Origin of the sequence: Pedobacter ginsengiterrae (genome assembly GCF_039537385.1) — a bacterium.
Taxonomy (GTDB): Bacteria; Bacteroidota; Bacteroidia; order Sphingobacteriales; family Sphingobacteriaceae; genus Pedobacter; species Pedobacter ginsengiterrae.
Window position 1 is genome coordinate 230,973 of record NZ_BAABAK010000001.1, and the last position, 23,208, is coordinate 254,180.

General features: G+C 34.2%; 19 protein-coding genes. 7 read left to right on the forward strand and 12 right to left on the reverse strand.

All coding sequences use genetic code 11. The features are described from left to right. Window positions 1-367: 367 nt before the first annotated feature. The 4 genes from ABD692_RS00890 to proS all read right to left on the reverse strand — a co-directional run bounded on the left by ABD692_RS00890 (window position 368) and on the right by proS (window position 4,765). The gene (locus tag ABD692_RS00890; RefSeq protein ID WP_344764208.1) at window positions 368-982 is read right to left on the reverse strand and encodes a Crp/Fnr family transcriptional regulator; all 615 of its coding nucleotides are present in this window, start codon (window positions 980-982) and stop codon (window positions 368-370) included. Window positions 983-1,063: 81 nt separating this feature from the next. Further along, entirely contained in the window at window positions 1,064-1,915 is an 852-nt protein-coding gene (locus ABD692_RS00895) for a TIGR02757 family protein (RefSeq protein WP_344764210.1), read from the reverse strand. Window positions 1,916-1,990: 75 nt separating this feature from the next. Beyond that, window positions 1,991-3,130, reverse strand: a complete 1,140-nt coding sequence (locus tag ABD692_RS00900; protein WP_344764213.1) for a cystathionine gamma-synthase — start codon at window positions 3,128-3,130, stop codon at window positions 1,991-1,993. A gap of 162 nt (window positions 3,131-3,292) precedes the next feature. Continuing rightward, window positions 3,293-4,765, reverse strand: coding sequence for a proline--tRNA ligase (gene proS / locus ABD692_RS00905; protein ID WP_344764214.1), 1,473 nt, complete (start codon window positions 4,763-4,765; stop codon window positions 3,293-3,295). A 187-nt stretch (window positions 4,766-4,952) separates the two neighbouring features. Between proS and ABD692_RS00910 the strand changes: the two genes are divergently transcribed. Together ABD692_RS00910 and ABD692_RS00915 are read left to right on the forward strand one after the other, a co-directional pair. After that, on the forward strand, window positions 4,953-5,948 hold the full coding sequence (locus tag ABD692_RS00910; RefSeq protein ID WP_344764216.1) for a hypothetical protein: 996 nt from the start codon (window positions 4,953-4,955) through the stop codon (window positions 5,946-5,948). A 26-nt stretch (window positions 5,949-5,974) separates the two neighbouring features. Next, window positions 5,975-7,492, forward strand: a complete 1,518-nt coding sequence (locus tag ABD692_RS00915; RefSeq protein WP_344764218.1) for an OmpP1/FadL family transporter — start codon at window positions 5,975-5,977, stop codon at window positions 7,490-7,492. Window positions 7,493-7,538: 46 nt separating this feature from the next. On the opposite strand, the gene ABD692_RS00920 is transcribed toward ABD692_RS00915, so the two are convergent. From ABD692_RS00920 to ABD692_RS00930, 3 genes are all read right to left on the reverse strand, one after another. Continuing rightward, window positions 7,539-9,884: a hypothetical protein gene (locus ABD692_RS00920; protein ID WP_344764220.1), complete on the reverse strand. Its 2,346-nt coding sequence runs from the start codon at window positions 9,882-9,884 to the stop codon at window positions 7,539-7,541. A 132-nt stretch (window positions 9,885-10,016) separates the two neighbouring features. Further along, window positions 10,017-11,852 (reverse strand): UbiD family decarboxylase, encoded by a 1,836-nt coding sequence (locus tag ABD692_RS00925; protein ID WP_344764222.1) that lies wholly within the window; start codon window positions 11,850-11,852, stop codon window positions 10,017-10,019. Window positions 11,853-11,951: 99 nt separating this feature from the next. Then, the gene (locus ABD692_RS00930; protein WP_316758430.1) at window positions 11,952-12,431 is read right to left on the reverse strand and encodes a Dps family protein; all 480 of its coding nucleotides are present in this window, start codon (window positions 12,429-12,431) and stop codon (window positions 11,952-11,954) included. A gap of 280 nt (window positions 12,432-12,711) precedes the next feature. Here ABD692_RS00930 and ABD692_RS00935 point away from each other — a divergent pair, with 280 nt between their 5' ends. Beyond that, window positions 12,712-14,241 carry a LysM peptidoglycan-binding domain-containing protein gene (locus tag ABD692_RS00935; protein WP_344764224.1) on the forward strand — a complete coding sequence of 510 codons (1,530 nt, stop codon included), beginning with the start codon at window positions 12,712-12,714 and terminating at the stop codon, window positions 14,239-14,241. After that, window positions 14,234-14,875 carry a uridine kinase family protein gene (locus tag ABD692_RS00940; protein WP_316758937.1) on the forward strand — a complete coding sequence of 214 codons (642 nt, stop codon included), beginning with the start codon at window positions 14,234-14,236 and terminating at the stop codon, window positions 14,873-14,875. The genes ABD692_RS00935 and ABD692_RS00940 overlap by 8 nt, the downstream gene beginning before the upstream one ends. Before the next feature lie 42 nt (window positions 14,876-14,917). On the opposite strand, the gene ABD692_RS00945 is transcribed toward ABD692_RS00940, so the two are convergent. The 5 genes from ABD692_RS00945 to ABD692_RS00965 all read right to left on the reverse strand — a co-directional run bounded on the left by ABD692_RS00945 (window position 14,918) and on the right by ABD692_RS00965 (window position 20,674). Continuing rightward, window positions 14,918-15,580 carry a CoA transferase subunit B gene (locus ABD692_RS00945; protein WP_316758426.1) on the reverse strand — a complete coding sequence of 221 codons (663 nt, stop codon included), beginning with the start codon at window positions 15,578-15,580 and terminating at the stop codon, window positions 14,918-14,920. A 58-nt stretch (window positions 15,581-15,638) separates the two neighbouring features. Then, window positions 15,639-16,340 carry a CoA transferase subunit A gene (locus tag ABD692_RS00950; protein ID WP_316758424.1) on the reverse strand — a complete coding sequence of 234 codons (702 nt, stop codon included), beginning with the start codon at window positions 16,338-16,340 and terminating at the stop codon, window positions 15,639-15,641. Between the two features lie 313 nt (window positions 16,341-16,653). Continuing rightward, on the reverse strand, window positions 16,654-17,748 hold the full coding sequence (locus tag ABD692_RS00955) for a PQQ-dependent sugar dehydrogenase (RefSeq protein WP_344764226.1): 1,095 nt from the start codon (window positions 17,746-17,748) through the stop codon (window positions 16,654-16,656). Between the two features lie 72 nt (window positions 17,749-17,820). After that, window positions 17,821-20,199 (reverse strand): endonuclease MutS2, encoded by a 2,379-nt coding sequence (locus ABD692_RS00960; RefSeq protein WP_344764227.1) that lies wholly within the window; start codon window positions 20,197-20,199, stop codon window positions 17,821-17,823. A 4-nt stretch (window positions 20,200-20,203) separates the two neighbouring features. Next, a complete protein-coding gene (locus ABD692_RS00965; RefSeq protein ID WP_316758415.1) occupies window positions 20,204-20,674 on the reverse strand; it encodes a DUF4296 domain-containing protein in 471 nt (156 codons plus the stop codon). Between the two features lie 70 nt (window positions 20,675-20,744). Here ABD692_RS00965 and ABD692_RS00970 point away from each other — a divergent pair, with 70 nt between their 5' ends. From ABD692_RS00970 to ABD692_RS00980, 3 genes are read left to right on the forward strand one after another with little or no spacing between them, the layout of a single operon-like run. Further along, complete coding sequence (locus ABD692_RS00970) at window positions 20,745-21,446, forward strand: YggS family pyridoxal phosphate-dependent enzyme (protein WP_316758413.1); 702 nt, start codon at window positions 20,745-20,747, stop codon at window positions 21,444-21,446. Between the two features lie 10 nt (window positions 21,447-21,456). After that, a complete protein-coding gene (locus ABD692_RS00975) occupies window positions 21,457-21,924 on the forward strand; it encodes a GNAT family N-acetyltransferase (protein WP_316758411.1) in 468 nt (155 codons plus the stop codon). 2 nt (window positions 21,925-21,926) lie between these two features. After that, window positions 21,927-23,192, forward strand: a complete 1,266-nt coding sequence (locus ABD692_RS00980) for an aspartate kinase (RefSeq protein WP_316758410.1) — start codon at window positions 21,927-21,929, stop codon at window positions 23,190-23,192. The last annotated feature ends 16 nt before the right edge of the window (window positions 23,193-23,208 follow it).

Below are 23,208 nucleotides of genomic sequence, written 5' to 3' on the forward strand. Positions count from 1 at the left end.
CGTAATCGGACTTTTTAGTTTCTTAAGTTTGTATTTGTAAATGTACATATATAATTAAATATGTTAAAAGCAATATCACTTTTTTAACATATAGAATATTAGAAAAGTTTTGACATTTGTCATAAAAAACAGCGTATAATCTATATCGAGATAGTCTCAGTTTTTGTAAAATCAAAGTAAGTTCTCTGATTATTTAAATTTCAATTGTAATATCGAGGATAACGCTAATATTTAGATTTATAAATGATTAATTCGCAATAAAAATCGTATTTACGATACTAAAACTCATATGCTCCGATTTTTAGAATAGCTTAAAAAGACAAAATGCAACAATTCTAACAAGATAGCCGATTAAAGAAAAAGAAGCTTACAGTTTAGCACGAATGCGACTTAAAGTTTCTAATCTTATAGCCAGAAAAGATGCAATATATTTTAAAGACACTCGATTGACCAAACCAGGAAAAGAAATTAAAAATCTTTTATACCTTTTCTCGGCAGAAGATATTCGACACAAATAAGCTCGTTCTTCAGCAGTTCTATAATATAATTCCATCATTTTACGCCCTACAATATTGGCCTCAGGGAAATTATCATACAAATAATCAGAAAGTGTATGTGGAATAGCAATTAAATCGACATCCTCTATTGCCTGAAGATATTCTTCTGATCCTCCTTCAAGCCACAAGTTTCGAATTGTACCTACAACCTCGTTCTCTTTGGCCATCCAGGTGGTGATTTCTGTTTTATCATCTTTAATATAGCTGCGCACAACACCTTTCACAATTAAAAAGAGATAATTATTACGATCGACGGGTGAAACAAGAAATTTATTTTTTTTAAAACTTACTGGAAAGGTCTGCTCGTTAATAAGACGTTCAATTTCTCGATTTAGGGGATGAAATTGTTTAAATATTGAAATTAGAGGAGAAAAATTATTATAGTCCTTCCATCGATTTTCATCAGATAAATTAACTAGAATCATATTATTAAAATAGGGAGTGATCTAAAGTATTACATGTAAATATACTTACAATGCAGAAATAACGAAATGTAAAATAATGATCTATAATATTTTTTCTACACCTAAACCAAAAAGGGCAAAATCATATTTTACTGGATCACTATTATCAAATGACTTTAGATTATTAGTTAATTCTATAGCCGTAAGCCAATCAGTTTGCTTGCGGTTAATTAAGCCGAGCAAACGGCCTACCCGATCTACATGCACATCGCAAGGACAAATTAAATCGGATGGTTTTAAAATATTCCAAATACCAAAATCAACGCCTTTATCATCGGCTCGAACCATCCACCGTAAAAACATATTTAAACGTTTGCAGGTAGATTTTTGCTGTGGAGATGAAATATGTTTTTTTGTACGATGTGGAAAATCTTCAAGAGCGAAAAAATATTGCCTAAAATGATTTAACGCCTGTTCGATAGTAAAACTAAACCCGGAAGACAAACAAACTTCAGAAGCAGCGACCATTGCATTAACACTCGAAGCAGACTCATAATAATCATTCAAAAAAACGCCGTTATTTGGAAGAAAGGCATTTTCCAAACTATCGTAATTTGTATAATGATATTTAAAAAAAGATATAAAGTACAGTAAATCTGTATCGTTAAAGGTTCTGTGTTTAAAATTCAATAACCGTTTTAAATCGTCATCTTTATGGTTCAGAACAAAATCGTAAGGTGCATTATCCATACGATTTAATAGCTCTTTACATTTATTAATGATGGTTTTACGCTGTCCCCAAGCTAAAATTGAAGCAAAGAAACCAGCTATTTCGATATCTTGTTTCTGGGTAAATAAATGTGGAATACAAATGGGATCGTTTTCAATAAAGTTGGGCTTATTATATTGCTCAACTTTAGCATCAAGAAAATTTTTAAGGTCTAAAAAGTCCATTTGTATTGAAAAAAATAATCCGATAATTAAACAGTAAAAACCATTTAATCATCGGATTTTAAGAAATTAATATTTTTATTTTAAAGCGTTTTCTAAATCTTCAAGCAAATCGTCGATATCTTCAACACCAACGCTTAAACGCAATAAGTTATCAGTAACACCAACTTTTTCACGTTCTTCTTTCGGAATAGAACCATGAGTCATTGTTGCGGGGTGATTAATTAACGACTCTACGCCACCTAAAGATTCGGCCAAAGTGAAAACTTTAAAATTTGATGAAATTCTAAAAGTTTCTTGTAAATCAGCTCCTTTTAAGGTAATCGAAATCATTCCACCGAAGCCACGCATTTGCTTTTTAGCAACATCGTGATTAGGGTGATCTTCAAAACCAGGCCAGTAAATTTTATCGACTTTTGGATGATTTTTTAAATAATGAGCTATTTTTTCTCCGTTTTCGCAATGTGCTTTCATACGAAGGTGCAATGTTTTAATACCTCTTAAAACCAAGAATGAATCTTGTGGCCCTGGCGTTGCGCCACACGCGTTGTAAATAAACCAAAGGTCTTTATACAATTGCTCATCGCTGGTAACTAAAGCACCCATAACCACGTCCGAATGCCCGCCAATGTATTTTGTAACCGAATGCATTACAATGTCTGCACCTAAATCTATAGGGTTTTGCAAATATGGAGAAGCAAAAGTATTATCAACGGTTAAAATTAAATTTTTCTCTTTTGTGATTTTAGCAATACCTTCTATATCAATAATCTGCATGGTTGGGTTTGTTGGGGTTTCAATCCAAACCAATTTAGTTTTATCATTGATATATGGAAGCATATTTTCGGGCTTAGATAAATCTAAGAAATGAAATTTTATGCCGTATTTCGTGAAGATTTTAGTAAAAATCCTGTAAGAACCTCCATATAAATCGTTTCCAGTAATTACTTCATCGCCAGGTTGCAATAATTTTAAAACCGCATCTGTAGCACCCATTCCACTAGAAAATGCTAAACCATATTTTGCATTTTCAAGAGCAGCCAAACAATCTTCTAACGCTTTACGAGTTGGGTTTGTACCTCTTGAATACTCATAACCTTTATTATCGCCTGGCGATTTTTGCCAATAAGTAGAAGTTTGATATATCGGTGTCATTACTGCACCAGTTGTTGGATCAGGTTCCTGACCCGCGTGTATAGCTTTTGTTGCAAATTTCATTTTAATAAAATCAATGTGTGAATGTCAAGTATCGAGATAAGATTTTAAATCCTTTACCTTATCTCGACCTTTTTACATTAATATTTCAATTTATAGATCTAAAAAAACCAGCTCTTTTTTAGCGAAAGATGGTTAAAAATTATACTAATGCTTTTCTAAAATCTAGTAAGCTCGGGCAAATAATACGCGTTGAATTGAAGGTTTACCTGAATAAATGCAAACACCATCTTCCAGTTTATTATCTAACGGAATACAACGAATGGTAGCCTTAGTTTCTTCTTTTATTTTTTGCTCGGTTTCTGGCGTTCCATCCCAATGGGCAGATATGAAACCTGCTTTTTCATCAAGCAAAGTTTTAAACTCTTCATAACTATTTGCCTCAGTGATATGTTCATCTCTATAAGCTAAAGCTTTATTAAACATCGCTGTTTGAATATCTTCCAACAATTTAACAATGTAAATATCCAATCCCTCTTGTGGTACGGTTTGTTTTAATTTTGTGTCTCTACGAGCTATTTCTACTGTTTTATTTTCTAAATCTCGGCCTCCAATAGCAATACGAACAGGAACACCTTTTAATTCATAATCTGCAAACTTAAATCCAGGGCGTTGTGTATCTCTATCATCATATTTAACCGAAACGCCTAAGCCTTTCAACCTCATCGTTAATTCGTTAACATAAGCTGTAATTTTGGCTAAATCCTCATCTCCTTTGTAAATAGGAACAATTACAACTTGTATTGGCGCTAATTTAGGTGGGATAATTAAACCAGAATCATCGCTGTGCGCCATAATTAAAGCCCCCATTAAACGAGTAGAAACGCCCCATGAAGAAGCCCAAACATGATCTAATTTTCCATCCTTACCTGTAAATTTAACATCAAATGCTTTAGCAAAATTTTGACCTAAAAAGTGTGAAGTTCCAGCTTGTAATGCTTTACCGTCTTGCATTAAAGCTTCAATACAATAAGTATCTAATGCACCAGCAAAACGTTCGTTAGCAGTTTTTTTACCGCGAATTACAGGAACTGCTAGCCAATTTTCGGCAAAATCTGCATAAATATGAAGCATACGTTCCGTTTCTTCAATAGCCTCTTGAGAGGTGGCATGGGCAGTATGTCCTTCCTGCCATAAAAACTCAGCAGTACGTAGAAATAATCGTGTACGCATTTCCCAACGAACAACATTAGCCCACTGATTAATTAAAATTGGCAAATCGCGATACGACTGAATCCACCCTCTATAAGTATTCCATATAATGGTTTCAGAAGTTGGACGAACAATTAGCTCTTCTTCCAATTTTGCAGCTTCATCAACAACAATATTACCATTTCCATCATTTTTTAAACGATAGTGTGTTACAACTGCACATTCTGTTGCAAAGCCCTCTACATGAGATGCTTCTTTAGAAAAAAATGACTTAGGGATGAACAAAGGAAAGTAAGCATTTTGATGACCAGTATCTTTAAACATTTTATCTAAAACGGCCTGCATTTTTTCCCATATTGCGTAACCATTCGGCTTTATAACCATACAACCACGTACGGCAGAATGCTCTGCTAAATCGGCCTTTATTACGATATCATTGTACCATTGTGAATAATCTGCTGCTCTGCTTGTAATTTCTTTGCTCATGTTATGTATTTGGAACGTAAATTGTATGTTAAATAATGTGAAATTAAGCCACAAATTTATAAATTTATGCCTACAAAACGATTATCAACTCAAGTCATTAATTTGAAAATGATAATTATTAAAGGTTTTAACATTTTTTGAAAATGTTTTTATTAAAATTTAACACACACAACTAATTATAAACACAATGAAACCAATTAAATTTTTACCCATCGTAATGATAGCAGCCGCTGGGTTGGTTGCTTCATGTTCGACATCAAAATTGGCTCAAAGCAATGCTAATGATGATGTTTACAACACTGTGGCTAAAGCAAGGGAAGTAGAATACCGTGCTCCTGCCCCACAGCAACAACAATATGCCCAAAACGACCAGGAATATGACGAATATTATGGAACCAGTAATCCATATTACGATATGGACTATTCTTCCAGGATAAGTCGCTTTTCTAATGGATATAGTTGGAGAGGGTATTACGATCCTTACTACGATAATTATTATTACGGCAATAGCTACGGAAATACAAACTTTTTAGGTTACGGCGCAGGTGGCTGGAATAACGGATACGGCTTAGGATGGAATAGTGGTTTTGGTTGGGGAGGTGGATTCGGTTGGGGCGGTGGCTTTGGCTATGGTAGCATCTGGAACAACCCATACAACTATGGATATTTTGGGTATAATCCTTGGTATTCTGGATGGGGAATAAATTCATACTACGACCGTTTTGGTTGGGGCGGTGGATTTTATGGTGGCGGTTATGGATACGGAGGTGGTTACTACGGTGGCGGCTTTGGTGGTTCATATACCAATAGAAACAGCAGACCAAGACCAAACAGAGATGGCGATAATCGTGGTTCTTATGGAAATAATGGATCCAGACCTTCTGGTATAAGTGGAAACTATGGAAGACCAGCAGTATCTACTAACAATTCTGGTAGACCAGAAAGATGGTCGAATGGTAATAATGGTGCTCCAGTTAATAATGGACAAGGCCGTGTAGGCGCAAGACCATCCAGAGATGATAGTTACAGACCACAACCTCAAACGCAACAGGTACAACCTTCTAGCAGACCTGATCGTGGTAGCTATAGCCCTCCTCCTCAATCATCAGGAAGTAGCGGTGGCGGTAGCTCTAGTGGCGGCGGAGGCGGCGGTGGAAGACCAACAAGAGGCGGCGGAAGATAATTTAGCACATACACACATTCTATAAAATGAAACTCAGATCAATTTTTATTGTGGCAGGGATAGTTCTTGCCAGCAATTCTTTATATGCCCAATATACCAGCGATGTATTACGTTTCTCGCAGCCTGAACAAGGAACAACAGCCCGTTTTAGAGGCTTAGGTGGGGCACAAACAGCATTAGGAGGAGATATTAGTTCTTTGTCTGGTAATCCTGCAGGATTAGGTTTTTTCACAAAATCTGAATTTACTTTTACGCCAGAATTCAACAACTTTAAAGTTGGATCTGAATATTTAGGCAACAGCTTATCTGATAAAAAAAGTAAAGCGGGCATAAACCAAGTTGGTGCCGTTTTTTATTCGCCAGTAAATAAAGCAAAGGGTTCTAACCTTAATGATGGATGGGTAAGCGTAAATTTTGGTATCGGTTATAACAAAACTAATAACTTTAACCAGAACATTACTTACGGAGGAAAAAATGCCAGCAGTTCGATGGCTGATTACTTTGCTAATATTGCAGGCAATACCGCGCCAGCTAATCTTATTCAAGGTTCGCTAGAAGATATGGCTTATAGCAATTTTTTGATAGAGTATGATCCTGCTGGTTATTTTCCTACGACCGCTACAAATAACTCTCAACAGAACACGATTACTCGTTCAGGATCTCAATCTGAAGTAAACATTGGTATGGCTGGCAATTATGGCAACAAATTATATCTTGGTGTTTCATTAGGGCTAACCAATATCAATTATACTTCTGATATTGCTTTTACTGAAAGTGGAAATAATAGAACTTTTCCAGCACAAGACCCTACTTTTTTAAATGGTACTTATAGTTTTGGCTATAACTCTATACAACAAACAAAAGGTAATGGTGTTAATGCTAAGCTTGGTTTAATCTATAAACCAGTTAACGAGTTGAGATTAGGATTAAATTTCACTACACCAACCTGGTATAGTTTAACTGATAATTTCTCTGAAAACTTAAATACTAAATTTAAAAGAGCAGATGGGACGAACATTCCTGAATACACCAACCCATTATCAAATTACAATTCAGAATATAGCCTAAGAACACCATACAAAGTGAGTGGCGGTGCAGCTTACATTTTGGGTAACAGTGGTTTAATTACGGCTGATGTTGAGTATGTAGATTACAGTAGTATTCATTTCTCGTCTAATTTTACGAGCGAGGAAACTAACACCAATCGCGATATTGCTGCTCTTTATAAAGGAAACTTTAACTACAGAGCTGGTTTGGAATTAAAGGTTGTAGATCAATTTATGGTTAGAGGTGGATATTCATATTCAGGTTCTCCATATAAAAATTTAGATTTTACTACACAATCATATAGTGGGGGTTTAGGCTACCGTTTTGATAATTATTCTTTGGATGTTACTTACAGACACACAAAGTGGGATTCTACAAATTCTCCTTATACCATTTCTTCAGATTATCCTGATTTTAATTTTACAGGTGCTGGACCAACAGCCAATTTAAAAAATAGCGCAGATAATGTGTTTTTAACTTTTGGTGTTAGGTTTTAAAGAAAATCATATTAGTAAAAAGCTCTGATGAAAATCAGAGCTTTTTTTATGGCTTTTTAATACTGATTGTCTTTTCTCCATAAACTACACCATTTCCTGAAATACCTTGTATAATTAGACTGAAATCACCTGTTAAATCTCCTGTGGTAAATTTTAAAGGAACTTTTTCTTTCTTGTTTATTTGAAATTGATAATTCCAATATACAGTTGCAAAGTTTATAGGTTCATTTTTATTCGTTAAATCTGAAACGTAAAATTCTTTTGGCACATTAATGTTTTTTAAAACAACAAAATTTGGTTTACTTTCAACTTCACTACAACCCGCATAAACAACCGTCCTTCCATTTGAAAAATAGCTTTTACCCTTAATGGGCATAGTTCCGATTCCGTGATTTTGACAATTTAATATATTAGCTACGCAAACATAATCTCCACATCGGTTAACACCAAAGGTTCCTTTTGCGAATCCAATATCATTATCCTTAGTTTTTTTAATTATTACTTCATTCAATTTTATGCCAGCCAAAGAATTAATGCCCTCCGAAATAGAAGGCATTACATTCATTTTAACCGAGTTTTCTTTATAACTCAGATTCTTTTGATATAATTTTATTTCTACTGAAGGATCATTTAACTTAACAGTATAATCGAGATAATTTTTCTCACCCACATTAAGCCAAATCTTAACTTTATCTTCAGTTAAAAGCGCATGTGCGGGTAATGAAAAATGTCCAACGCTGTCGGTTTCAAAAGAATTGATGTTATTTGCAGCAATGGTATTAATTGAAACTGCTTTATTTAAAAGCTTTTTATTTTTGCTGATCTGACCAGAATATTCGTATTCAGAAATTTGCCTTTCATAATCTGAATTTGAGTCCCTTTCTTCAGGCCATTTATATTTACGCCATCCTTTTATTAACAAAACATCTTCCAGGTAATTTACATCGCTATATTTTACGCCCAACAAATTTGGAGGCAGTGCATTTAATTCGTTTTCTAAAAACGTATAATCAATAATATTTCTTTTATTGACAAGCGTTAATCTATTTCCCTGCACCAACGCAATAGAAACTAGCCCATTAAACAGTTGGCCATCTTTTCCAAGAATCTTTAATTCCAGATTAACACTATCTCTGGTTGTATATTCATCCTTATCAGCATTAATTTGCAAATGACTTATATCATCGTAATGAGCAAAAAATATACGTTCGGCAATTGGTTTATATGTACTATCTAAAATTGTTATCGCGTTCAGCCCCTTAGGCACCGAGTCTAATTTCAACAATACTCTTGTCGCTTTTTTATCTTCTAAATTTAATTCAGATGACAAAAAAACAGTTTCAAAGTTATGTACAACAACAAATACCTTGTTCTCAAAATTACTTTCTACAAGCATTCTTAATTCATCTGTCGCTAAAGCAGTATTTAATTTAAGATTTGTTCCTCTAATTAACGGCTTAGGTAGTTCGTAACGACCGATCAAATTATTAGTCTCGATTAATCTTACACTATAATTTAAGCCTTGTAAAGGTTTAATTGAAAAGCTTCCTATACCTGAAGAATTTGTGCTAATTGTATCCAAAATCTTATCGTTAGCAAATAAAACAGCCTTAACACTGGTTGGAATTCCTTCAAGGTTTTTAACCTCCCACCCTATTTTATTTTTAATTGCTGAAATTAAATATCCACCTTCAGGATAAAATTTAACGGTGTAACGATTAGTATTTTTTAATGGAATTTCGAATTTAGCGTATCTAACTTCATTGTTCTTTTTTATAATTGCTGAAACTTCATTATTATCCTCATTAATTTTACCTGCTGGATAATCAATCATCAGTTCGCCAATTATGCTCGTTTTGGCTTTCCCAGTTTTTAAAATATTAGTATTTCGGCCAATAGTATAAGTTACATCTGCATCAGAAATAAAACGATTATCGCTTGATAAAGCTTTTAGTAGAATAGAACCATTTCCTGTTTGCTCGTCGTTTGCTTTAAATAACGATAAATTTGCAACTAATGGATTTATTGTTGTTGACTTAATCGTTACTGGCTGAAAAAATTCGACATCGGGTTTCCCATTTAACTTAATGTTTGTACTGGCAACAAACCTGTAATTTCCACTTTGAATAGAATCTGGCAAAGTCATGCTTCCAAAAACATAACCTTTATCAATTAGGAATTTTTGATGAACAACTACTGCGCTATCCTGGTTACTAATTAAAGATAAATATAAGGTGTTATATCGCTCTAAGCTTGTAATGGTTTTAAGCATATAGCCCGTAAACCAAACCTGATCGTTATTGGTGTAAATATTCTTATCGAAATGAATAAAGAGTTCGGAAGATTTATTTTTAGAAGCATAGTTAGTTAAGTTATTTGCAACACTATCCATTTTCGTAATCTGAGCTTTCAGATTAGTTGAATAGACAATCAGCAAAAATAAATTAAAAACAAACTTCAGTTTTGGTCGGGACATTTTGATATAGATGTCCTTAAAAATCAAAATATTATTTCAAATATCAAACTAAATCAAACCGAACAACGATCCACCCTCCTTTTTCATTTCATCAATTTTTTGTTCGACTGCTTCATTTTTAATCAATTCTGGCGCATGATGGGGCTTTTTCCTTGCATCAATGATTAAAGAACCTTTACATCCCCAGTGTTTGTTGTTTGTAAAATCATTAATACCATATATATCAGCCGCTGGATTACTTCTCGTGAAAGTTACCCAAACTAAATTGTTAATATTCTGTGCTGTAAAACTCGAATCATCACAAAGTATTATTAATGGCAAACCTGATAAATCAGAATCCATCAATGATATATTTAATGATGCAATTTCTGCAGCAGTTTTTTCAGCGTTTTTATAAGGCTCGGCTTGTAAAGTAAATATACCAGATATGGCTATTTGGGGGTTTGTAAATCCATCAGGAAAGTTTAAATTTTCTGGTAGTTTATCCCAAAGTGTTCTCTTTTTTTCTCCTGCTGCAGCTACCACAACTTTAGAACCACTGTTTAATCCATCACCACTGTAATCTAAAGTATCAATTGTTGTGTTGGTATAAAAATGTAAATCCGTTTTAAAATCTATTCTTTCTAAAACATGTTGTAAAAAGTTTTCAATATTATGAGTACTTAAATTTTCATCATCCTCCTTAGCTGCGATAAATAGATACTTAGCTAAGCTCAGTTGATTTTTACCCAAAATATGATTGGCGATTGTTAAAATTTCTTGTGGTCTGCGTTCTTTTAGATACGGAGTATAACGCTCGCTACCTATTGCAAACAGCAAAGGATGTACGCCAGCCGCATCAACCGCGTGAACTTCTTTTAACCCATGTATTTCCTGCGGAATTGCAGAACCTGTAATTTCATGAATTAAAGCACCAAAACTGGTATCTTCTTGCGGTGGGCGGCCAACCACTGTGAAAGACCAGATTGCATCTTTTTTATGATAGACGTTATGAACCTTCATCAACGGAAAAGGATGCGTTAAACTATAATAACCTAAATGGTCGCCAAATGGTCCTTCTGGTTTATTTTCATTAGGATGGACTGTACCCGTAATAATAAAATCGGCATCAGCAGAGATGCAGAAACCTTCATCATCATAAAAATACCTAAACCTTCTATCGCCCAAAGCCCCTGCAAAAGTCATTTCAGATAATCCTTCAGGCAATGGCATAACTGCTGCTAAAGGATGTGACGGGGGACCGCCAACAAAAATACTCACTTTTAAAGGAATGCCTAAAGCATTTGCTTTTGATTGATGAACGCCTATTCCACGATGAATTTGGTAATGCAATCCAACTTCTTTATCCTGTACATATTCATTTCCGCCAAGCTGAATTCTGTACATTCCCAGGTTCGCATTTAAAACACCTGGTTTATCTACATCTTCGGTGTAAACTTGTGGCATTGTTACAAAAGGGCCACCATCCATTGGCCAGTTTACAATTTGAGGGAGTTTACTAATCGAAGTTTTTAAAAAATTATTTTTTGCTGACGGTGTTTTTAATGGCAAAGCCGATAAGGCAGACATTGCTGAGCCAACATATTTAAACGGGTTCTTTAAGGCTTTCATTGGGTCGTTACGCAACGAAACCAATTGTTGTACTTTTGGTAAAGTATCTCGAAAAATGAATTTAGACCGTTCTAATGTTCCAAACAGATTTGAAACTGCTGGAAAAGGACTTCCTTGTACATTTTCGAAAAGTATGGCAGGCCCGTTATTTTCATAAATACGTAAATGAATTGCAGCCATTTCAAGGTATGGATCTACCTCTTCTTTTATACGAATCAAATGACCATGCTTTTCTAAATCACTTACACACTCTGCTAAACTTTTATATGCCATGCTCAAAGATATATATTTACTTAATTTGTAAAACAAAAAAGCCGCAGATATGCAGATTTAAAATCTGCATATCTGCGGCTTTTTACATTTTGTAGATGATTATTTCTTCCCTGCAAAAGAACGCAACATCCAGGTATTTTTTTCTTTAAACTGCATAAAGCGATTAACCATATCGTTTGTACCATCATCGCCTGCTTTATCTGTAGCTTCTAAAAGGTCTCTTTCTAGTTCGATTAGTGTAGCCATGTCATCTAAAATGGCATCAACCATATCTAAATCTTTTAACCCAATTGTATCAATTTCTTTAATCTGAGATTCTTTAATATAATCAGCAAAACGGCTATGTGGTGGTTTACCAAGAGTTAAAACACGCTCAGCAATTTCATCAATAGTTAATTGTGCATTTGTGTATAATTCTTCAAACTTTATGTGAAGTGTAAAAAAGTTTTGTCCTTTAATATTCCAATGACAGCCTCTTAATTTTTGATAGTGAATATGATAGTTAGCCAAATAATCATTTAACAGATCTACAACTGGTTTAACTTCTTTCTCATTTAAGCTTATTTCTTTAGCGTCCATTTTTATTTGTTTTAGTAAATTAATATGCCTTCTAAACAACTATATAGCATAAAAGTTTTCCCAAAAAATCAATTTAAACAATACCTTATTTATCTATCCGTTTAATAGGGGTAGCTGTATAAATTAACATAATTGCAACTATTTGTTAACTAACAAAATATGGATAGCTTTTTACCAAAATCATCTTATAAAATTTAGTCTCCCTCATTCTGAGATTAAAAATTTTTATAATATTATTCGTATAATTGCTACCCCTCATAAAAAATTTAGATAAAAATAAATGTATAAAATAGGCTTAACTGCTGTTCTTCTACTTGCTTTAAACGTAGCAAGTGCTAAAGCTAACGCAGTAATCGACTCAATCGGAGTTGAAAATAATAACGGTAAAAAACTAATCTTTCATCAAACAGCTGCAAAAGACACTTACTATTCTATAGGAAGAAGGTATAATGTTCCTCCTAAGGAAATTATGGCATATAACGACAATAAGTACCTTCAAATTGGTGTAATTGTTAAAGTACCAACAAACCTACCTTTTGCATCTTCAGGTAATACTACAACTACACAAACTGTTTCTACAGCAAATGTTACTGAGCATGTTGTTAAACCGAAAGACAATTTGAATATGCTTGCTGAGAAATATGGTACAACAATTAATGAATTAAAAGCATTAAATAATTTAACAAGTATTAATTTAAGCATTGGTCAGGTTTTAAAAATCCCTGTAAAAAGCGGTGAAATTGCTCAAAATACACCACAGGTAAGTACACCTGCAAATCCACCTGCTAAAGAAAAAGTAGTTCCTGTTACCGAATCTGTAGCATCGGCTAGCGAAACTATGATTGAACATACTGTTGAGCCAAAACAATTTTTAGGTAAAATTGCCGAGAAATACGGAACAACTGTTGAAGAGATAAAAAAAGCAAATAATCTTTCGGGAAATAATCTTCGAATTGGCCAGAAATTAAAAATTCCTGCTACTAAAAATATCGATCACGATAAAATAGTATCTGATACAGAAACGGCAGCAAGCACAACAGCTATAAAAGATGCAGTTGGAACACATACTGTAAAAAAAGGTGAAAGCATTTTTAATATTGCAAAACAATATAGTATAACTGCTTATCAAATTAGAAAAATGAATAACCTTTCGGATAACACTTTATCCACAGGTCAGCTTTTAAAAATCCCTACTGACATTACGACTGAAATACCTGTTGTAAATGAAAAAGTTGCCGAGAAAATTGTTAAAGAAACTCAAAAAGAAGAAAGCCAGATTTATACTGTTAATTCGGGTGAATCGATTTTTAGTATTGCAAAGAAATTTAATTTAACCGCTTATCAAATAAGAACAGCAAATAAATTAAACGATAATACCATTACAAATGGACAAAAACTTATTATTCCAAAAGCTCCTGAACCTAAATCGGTTGCAGAATTAGCAAGGCAAGATCAAGAAGGAGAAACAGATAGTACTTCGTTTAAAGATCCGAAACTTCGTGGTGCACCAAGTCGCTATGGTTTGAGCCAGGTGGAAGAGAAAGGAACTGCAGTTTCTATTACTGATGCAGATTTAGATGCTTCAAAAATGCTCGTTTTACATCGTACTGCACCTATTGGAACCATTATTAAATTAACCAATCCAATGACCAACCGTACCGCATTGGCTAAAGTTGTTGGTAAATTTACTGAGAACGAATCCACAAAAGATGTTATAATTGTAATGACTAAAGCTGTAGCCGATTCATTGGGTGCTTTAGACAAAAGATTTTTTTGCAATTTAACGTACGGTGTGCATGAGCTTGAATAAAAAACCATTTATAATTGGAATTGCTGGGGGAAGTGGCTCGGGCAAGACTTTTTTTTTAAACTGTTTCCTTCATCATTTTAAACAAGATGAGGTAACACTTGTTTCTCAGGATGATTATTACATCCCAGCTGGCGAAATGTCGCAGGAGGAAAACAAGCTTTACAATTTTGATTTACCTTCTACAATTGATAGTCAGCAATTTTTAAAAGACATTAAGCAACTACTTGACGGAGAGGTTGTTTACAAAAAAGAATACAACTTCAATAACCCTTTGGCAGTTGTTAAAATTCTGGAGATTAAATCGGCTCCGATTATTATTGTTGAAGGACTTTTCATTCTTCACTTTAAAGAAATTGCCGCACTTCTAGATCACATGATTTTTGTTGATGCTGATGAGGAAATAGCTTTAGACAGACGTATAAAACGTGATGGTTTAGAACGTGGCTATCCTGAAGAAGATGTTTTATACAAATGGCATAATCATGTTTTGCCTGCGTATAAAGAATATCTATTGCCTTATAAAGAACAATGCCATAAAATTGTTGTCAACAATACAAACGAGGCAGAAGAAATTATCGCGATAACAGAAGAAATTTCAGTAGAACTAAGAAATACAGTTTTAAAAGATATATAAGAAAAAAGGAAGGCTTAAGTCTTCCTTTTTTCTTATTGACCCTTAATCTAGTCGCATTTCTGGAATATCACCTTCTACAACTAATCTTCCGAGCGTAGATTGTTTAATAAATTCGACACTTACTCCAGGCGCACGTTCTAGCAATTTAAAACCACCTTCAGGCAAAACATCTAAAACTGCTAATTCAGTAACTATTTTCTTGATACAATTAACACCTGTTAAAGGCAAAGTACATTTTGGCAATAACTTACTTTCGCCAGCTTTATTAACGTGCTGCATTGCTACAATTATATTTTTTGCTGATGCAACTAAATCCATTGCACCGCCCATCCCCTTCACCATTTTACCAGGAATTTTCCAATTGGCGATATCCCCGTTTTCTGAAACTTCCATTGCACCTAGAATAGTCAGATCCACCTTTTGTGCTCTAATCATCCCAAAACTCATGGCCGAATCGAAAATCGACGAACCTGGTAATGTGGTTATAGTTTGCTTTCCTGCATTAATTAAATCGGCATCTTCTTCTCCCTCAAAAGGGAAAGGTCCCATACCAAGCAAACCATTTTCAGATTGTAAAACAATATTTATTCCCTTTGGGATGTAATTAGCGACTAATGTTGGTATACCGATACCCAGGTTAACATAATAACCATCTTTTATTTCTTTAGCAATACGTTGTGCTATTTCTTCTTTTGAAAATGCCATAAATTAAAATGATCGCATTAATGAATTTTGTGTGATTGAATTGTGATGAATTCGGGAACTAATCAGCTTTTCTTACTGTTCGTTGTTCGATTCGCTTTTCATAATCTTTTCCCTGAAAAATTCGATGTACATAAATTCCAGGTGTATGAATATGGTCTGGGTCTAATGAGCCAGCTTCAACCAATTCCTCAACTTCTGCAATTGTTACTTTTCCCGCCATTGCCATTATTGGATTAAAATTCCGACTGGTAGAACGGAACACAAGATTTCCAGCGGTATCCCCTTTCCAGGCTTTTACGATAGCAAAATCTGCATCGAAAGCATACTCCATTAAATAGTCTTTTCCGTCAAAATTGCGAACTTCTTTTCCCTCGGCCACTTCTGTGCCCACACCCGCAGGTGTAAAAATAGCTGGCATTCCATATCCTGCTGCCAGGCATCGGGTTGCTAATGTACCTTGCGGAATTAAATCAACTTCCAGTTCACCACTTAAAAGCTGTCTTTCAAATTCAGCATTTTCGCCAACATAAGAAGAAATCATTTTTTTTACCTGGCGTTGTTTTAACATTAAGCCAATACCAAAATCATCTACTCCAGCATTATTAGAAATGCAGGTTAAATTTTTGGCTTTCTTATCAACCAAAGCATTTATACAATTTTCGGGAATGCCACAAAGACCGAAACCGCCTAACATAATCGTAGCGCCATCAGATATATCTCGGATAGCTTCTTCGGCTCCTGATACAACTTTATTTATCATTTTATGAATTTTTGGTTAGGATGCTAAAATACATAAAGCATATAGCTTTATAAAACTTTAGCCAGATTTAAGCGTTATCTAATTGAAAAAAAACCTTTCAAGAATATTTATTTGAAATTGATCTAAATAACATTACCTTTGTAATCAGATGTTTAACGAAAGAGATAACGAGGATTTTATTATTCCGACAGACCCAGAATTTCAAAAAGGAATGGGTTTTATTTTAAGCTGTACAGCAGAACACAAAAAATGTTGCGAAAAATATAAAAAAGGCAAACGTTGTAAAAAATGTCCTGGACGGAGTAAAAAATAACTATTTAGATATCTCTATAATTTTATCGTCACTTCCGTTACTGGTACAAACAAATATTTTACCTTCGGGCGAAATACAAACATCTCTCATTCTGCCATAGGTATTTACATAAAAATCTTTGGTTCCTTCAATTTTCGTTTGTGCAGCATCCAGCTTTAGCTGCATTAATTTAGTATTCTTTAATACAGCAAGTAATAACGAATTTTTAAATTGAGGGATGTAATCTGAGTTGTAAAAGGCCATTCCGCTTGGTGCAATTGTTGGTGTCCAAACAATTAAAGGAACAGCAATATTATTTGCCGAACAAAAAGATTGTTCACCAGCTTCATCACAAAAACCTTTAATGTTTGGCCAGCCGTAATTTCTGCCTTTTTCAATAATGTTGATTTCGTCATCAGAGTCTGGTCCATGTTCTGAGGAAAAAATCTTATTTCCCACTTGAACCAATCCTTGCGGATTGCGGTGTCCGTAAGACCATAAAGGATTATTTGGATATGGGTTATCAGTAGGAATCGTTCCATCTAAATTTACTCTTAAAATTTTACCCGAGGTAGAATTTATATTCTGTGGAGTAGTTTGATCAGAAGCATCTCCTGTTGAAACAAAAAGTTTGCCACCGCTAATGAGCAATCTCGAGCCATTATGGACTGAAGATGCACCTATTTGATCTAAAATTATTATAGGGCTATTTAGTGTGCCTCCAGAATAAGTGTAACGCACAATTTTTTCTCTGTAATTACTTCCATAATTATAAGCAACATAAACCCATGGATTGGCAGAAAAATCAGGATTTAAAGCAATTCCTAATAATCCTCCTTCTCCATTAACACGTACTTCTGATATTGTTAAAAGAGGTGTTATTTGTCCAGATGTTGGATTTAATCGACTTATTTTTCCACTCTTTTCGGTAAACCAAATAAAGTTATCTGGACCGTAAACCATTCCCCATGGAAGAGTTAAGCCTGCCACAACTACTCTATTCTTTAATTCAACATCAGGCAAATTCCCTGTGCCATCACCATTATCATCACTTTTATTTTTCTTGCAGGTTGTAAACATTAACAACACAAAAATGCCTGTAATAATTGCTTTCATAATCGTAAGGTTTTCTAAATAACAATGTTACAGCTATTTAGTTTTATAGCGAATGAGAATATTATGTTTTTTTTAATTCAAATAAACATAAGTTATTCCATCTCCTCCCCGATCTGCATGTTCATCTTCCATCCTGTTAACCTGACTGTATTTGCGCAAATACTCTCGAATCATTTTTCTTAAGATTCCATCGCCCTTACCATGAATTAATTTTATTGACGGAAAACCAAGCATTATGGCTTTGTCTAAATATTTTTCCACTTCAAATAAAGCATCTTCAGTACGTTTTCCTCTTAAATCCAGCTCTGCCTTAAAACCTGAAACAGCTTCATTCATACGCCCAGCAAACGAACTGCTTGTACTTTGAGCAACTTTTTTAGCCTCTTTATTACTGATTTTCTGTACTCGGTTCTTTTTCACATTCGAACGCAAATCGCCAATTGCCAGAACCAGCTCATTGCGATTTATTTCCAATACCAAAGCTGTTGTTTCGCTATCGGTAAACTTAACCCAATCGCCAATGGCTATTTCGCCACCTACCACAACCGGTACTGGTTTAGGTTTCTCTTTTGGGATTGTATTTTTGACTAATTCTTGCTGAAGATTTTGTCTAAGCTCTTTTGTAACTGCTTTATCGGCTTGTTTCTCTTTAATTTCTGCAATTGTATTTTCTACCAGTTTATTCGCATTTTTTATAATGGCTTGTGCTTCTTGCTTAGCTTCCTTTATTAAAACTCTACGATTTTCATCTAAAAAGGCTCGTAATTTTTCATTTTCAGCAACCAAATTTTTGGCTTTATTTTGCTGGTCTGCCAAACTAACTTTAGTGTCGTAAATAGTCTTTTTTTCACGTTCTAAATCAACAAGCATTGTATCAACCCGATTTTGGTTAGAACCAGTTTTCTTTCGGGCCAATTCGATAACTTCTTTAGGCAAACCAATATTCTGAGCAATTTCAAAAGCATAAGAACTACCTGGCTTACCCATCTCTAAAATGTAAAGTGGCTTCATTTTCGAGTTATCAAAAAGCATAGAGGCATTTTCCAAACCTTCGGTATTACCAGCAAAAAGCTTAAGGTTCGAATAGTGCGTAGTAATTACACCTCTAACTTTTTTGTTATTCAAAACTTCTAAAACAGCTTCAGCCATGGGGCCACCAAATTGCGGATCGGTTCCAGTACCAAACTCATCAATTAAAACCATAGTTTTTGGAGAAGCATGTTCAACAAAATATCGCATTTTTTTTAAATGTGCACTGTAAGTACTTAAATCGCTCTCAATAGACTGATCATCGCCGATATCTGCAAAAATATTTTCAAAAATACCAACCTCGCTATTTGCATCAACAGGAATTAATAATCCCGTTTGTAGCATAATCTGAAGTAAACCAACTGTTTTCATACAAACGGATTTACCGCCAGCATTTGGACCAGACACTAAAACTACCCTGGTTGAAGCATCAATATGAATATTTAATGGCGTAACGGTTTTCTTTTCTGCAGCAAATGAAAGTAATAATAATGGATGCCTTGCATTAATCAACTTTGTTTTTGGCTCTTTAAGCAAACCTGGCATTTCTGCCTCGATATCAATCGCAAACATAGCTTTGGCTCTTACAAAATCTAACTTTGTAAGGAAACCGTGATAAGACAATAATAGAGGAGAATATGGTCTTAATTCATCCGTTAAAGCAATCAGAATTTTAATAATCTCCCTTCGTTTATCAAATTCCAAATCGCGAAGCTTATTGTTTAAGGTAAAAACTTCTTCGGGCTCTATATAAACAGTTTGGCCAGTTGCCGATTCATCATGAACAAATCCTTTCAGTTTACGCTTATTTTCTGCTAAAACAGGGATACACATCCTTCCATCACGAATAGTTAAGCTACCATCGGCAACCCAGTTATTTGCAATTGCCTGCTTGTAAATAGAATCCATCCGCTTACGTACATCTTGTTCCGTTTTTGAAATAGAAGCCGTAATTTCTTGTAATTCTTTTGATGCGTTTGGTTTAATTTTACCTTTAGCATCTATAACATTTTCAATTTTCCTGAGGATATTTTTTTCAATCGGTAAGTGTTCAAATAAAGCTTCAAGCGTTGGATAAACCTCTGCTCTTTCTTCGAAAAACCTTAAAACAGAAAAAACTGTTTGTAAAGAAGTATAAATCTGAAACCATTCGTCTTCCAATAAATAAGTACCTTCTACTCTAATTTTTTCAATTAAAGATTTGAGGTCAAAAAAAGTATTAATTTGTAATGGTTCCTGATTTTGAATAATACTCTTAAACTCATTTGTTTGTTTAAGAAATTTATCAATCTGATCGAAACGATTCATCACCTGCATTTTCTGCACCATGTTTTGCCCCATCGGACTTAAACAATGCTTACTAATTAGCTGCCTGATTTCTATAAAGCCTAAACGCTCTAAACAATTTTCGGGATATAACATATTATTAAATTGTAGGAGCTTGTTTTAATCCTACAGGAGCCTGCTTTAATTTTGCTGGATTTTTTTTTAATGAATCTTTAGTTTTCTTCAACTTCTCTTTGTCTGCTTTAACTTTTTCTATTTTTGCCTTTTGTAGAGAATCAACTTTTTCAAGCGTCTTTTTCTGCGATTCTAATGTTTTAGATATGTTTTTGTAAATCTTATCTAAATCTTTAGGATGTGCATAATAGTAATCCATACTCTTATTGTATTGAATAGAATCTATTTCAAATTTCTTGTAAATACCTTTATAGTAAGCAGCAGCAACTTTTTTTGATGAATCTGGCAGTAATATCGTCGAAATATAACCATCAGCAACATGTATGTCGTATAAAATTTTCTGCATTTTATCAGGTGCAATTATGTCTTTAGGTATTTTAGGCTTACAACCAAACAACATTATTGTTGCTGCTAAAGCCCATATTAATCTTCTCATTATTAATTAAAATATTATTTTTTGCCCAAATTGCGACAAGGTTATTAATTTTACGCAAAAATAGTTATAAATGAGCATAGCTGATAATCTTAAACAATATAAAAGCGAAGTAGAATCTGATGGAGTTAAATTAATTGCGGTTTCTAAAACGCAAACTAACGAAGCCATTTTAGAAGCCTATAACGCAGGACAACGAATTTTTGGAGAAAATCATGTTCAAGAATTGGTTGATAAACATGCCGAACTCCCAAACGACATCGAATGGCACATGATTGGTCATTTACAAACCAATAAAGTTAAATATATAGCACCTTTCGTTTCTTTAATTCATGGCGTTGATAGCCTGAAATTACTACAGGAAATTAACAAGCAAGCAGCAAAAAACAAACGCATTATTGATTGTTTAATACAGGTTTATATTGCCGAAGAAGATACTAAATTTGGATTAGGCTTTGATGAAGTGATAGAGCTTTTGCGCTCAGAGGAATACGAATCGTTAAATAATATTCGCATTGTAGGTTTAATGGCCATAGCTACAAATACTAAAAACGAAAAGCAAATAACCATCGAATTTAAAGAATTACAAGTTCTTTTCGATGGCATTAAAGCTAGTTTTTTCCCTAACGATGAAAACTTTAAAGAAATCTCGACAGGCATGAGCGCTGATTATAAATTGGCGATTGAAGAAGGCAGTACCATGGTTAGAATTGGTAGTGGAATTTTCGGAAAAAGAGTTATCAAACATTTCAAAGCCAATATTACGGCTAATTAATTAACAAAAAATGAACTTAGAAATAAGAACTGCAACTGCCGCAGATTGCCCAAGAATATTAGAATTAATTAATGAACTTGCTGTTTACGAACGTGCTCCAGAAGAAGTTACCGTAACGCTAGCACACTTCATTGATGCTGGTTTTGGCGAAAATCCCGTTTGGAAAGCATTTGTAGCAGAAGTTGATCAAAATATCGTGGGTTTTGCGCTTTATTATACACGTTATTCTACATGGAAAGGCTGTAGATTATACCTCGAAGATTTCATCGTAACAGAGGAATATAGAGGAAGAGGCGTTGGCAAAGTACTTTTCGAAAAAGTAATAGAAGAAACCAAAAAAGGAAATTATAGTGGTATGGTTTGGCAGGTTTTGGATTGGAATGAACCAGCAATTAACTTTTATAACAAATACAAAGCACAATTAGAAAAAGGCTGGCTAAATGCATCTTTTTCAAAAGAGCAGATTAAGGCATTTTAGATATGGATATTTTTAAGTTTGGTGGTGCTTCTGTTAAAGATGCTGATGGGGTAAAAAATCTTGCCAATATTGTTCGTGATTACAAGAAAGGCGAATTGCTGATTGTGATTTCGGCAATGGGCAAAATAACAAATAAATTAGAAGAGCTTACAAAAGCATATCTTTCACAAAGCGATGATACTCATGCTATTTTCGATGAGATAAAACACTTTCACTTTAACATTATCGAAGAATTATTTCAAGGTAATGCAAACCCAGTTTATAATGAGGTTGCTAATACCTTTGTCGAAATTGATTGGTTAATTGAAGATGAACCCGATAGTAACTCAGATTATATTTATGATCAAATTGTTTCGATCGGCGAAGTTGTATCCACTAAAATTGTCGCTGCCTGGCTAAACGAAACCAACAACAAAGCACTTTGGGTTGATGCAAGAAATTACATCCAAACTGATAACACGTATCGCGAAGGAAAAGTAGATTGGGAAAAAACCAATCAAATTATCCAAAAAGAAATGGTGCCCTTGATAGCTAAAAATATTATCGTAACACAAGGTTTTATCGGTGGAACGAGTGAGAACTACACTACAACTTTAGGAAGAGAAGGCTCTGATTATTCTGCAGCAATATTTGCATCATGCCTAAATGCTGCTGCCTTAACCATTTGGAAAGATGTTCCTGGTGTTTTAAACGCAGACCCAAAATGGTTTGATGAAACTGAAAAAATACCTCAATTATCTTATCATGATGCTATTGAACTTACTTATTACGGTGCAACGGTTATTCATCCAAAAACAATAAAACCGCTTCAAAACAAAGGCATTCCGCTTTTTGTACGTTCTTTTATCCAACCAGAAGGCAGCGGAACCGCCATTACCAAAGATAGTAATCCATTACCTGTCCCATCATTTATCTTTAAGGTTAATCAAGCCCTGATCTCTATTTTCCCAAAAGATTATTCTTTTATTATTGAAGAAAATCTGAGCAATATATTCGAGCTTTTTCATCAGCATCGCATTAAAATCAATACGATGTTAAATTCTGCCATCAGTTTTTCAGTAAGTGTGGATGATAATGAAGAAAAAGTTAAAAAACTTATCGAATCATTATCAAATCAGTTTACAGTTAAATACAATAAAGGTTTGGAACTGGTAACAATTCGCTACTACAACCAGCAGACAATAGATCGAGTTACGGTTGATAAAGATATCTTGCTGGAAGTAAAAAGCCGACATACTTGCCAAATGGTGATGAAAAACAAAGCATAAAAGTTTTCATACAATT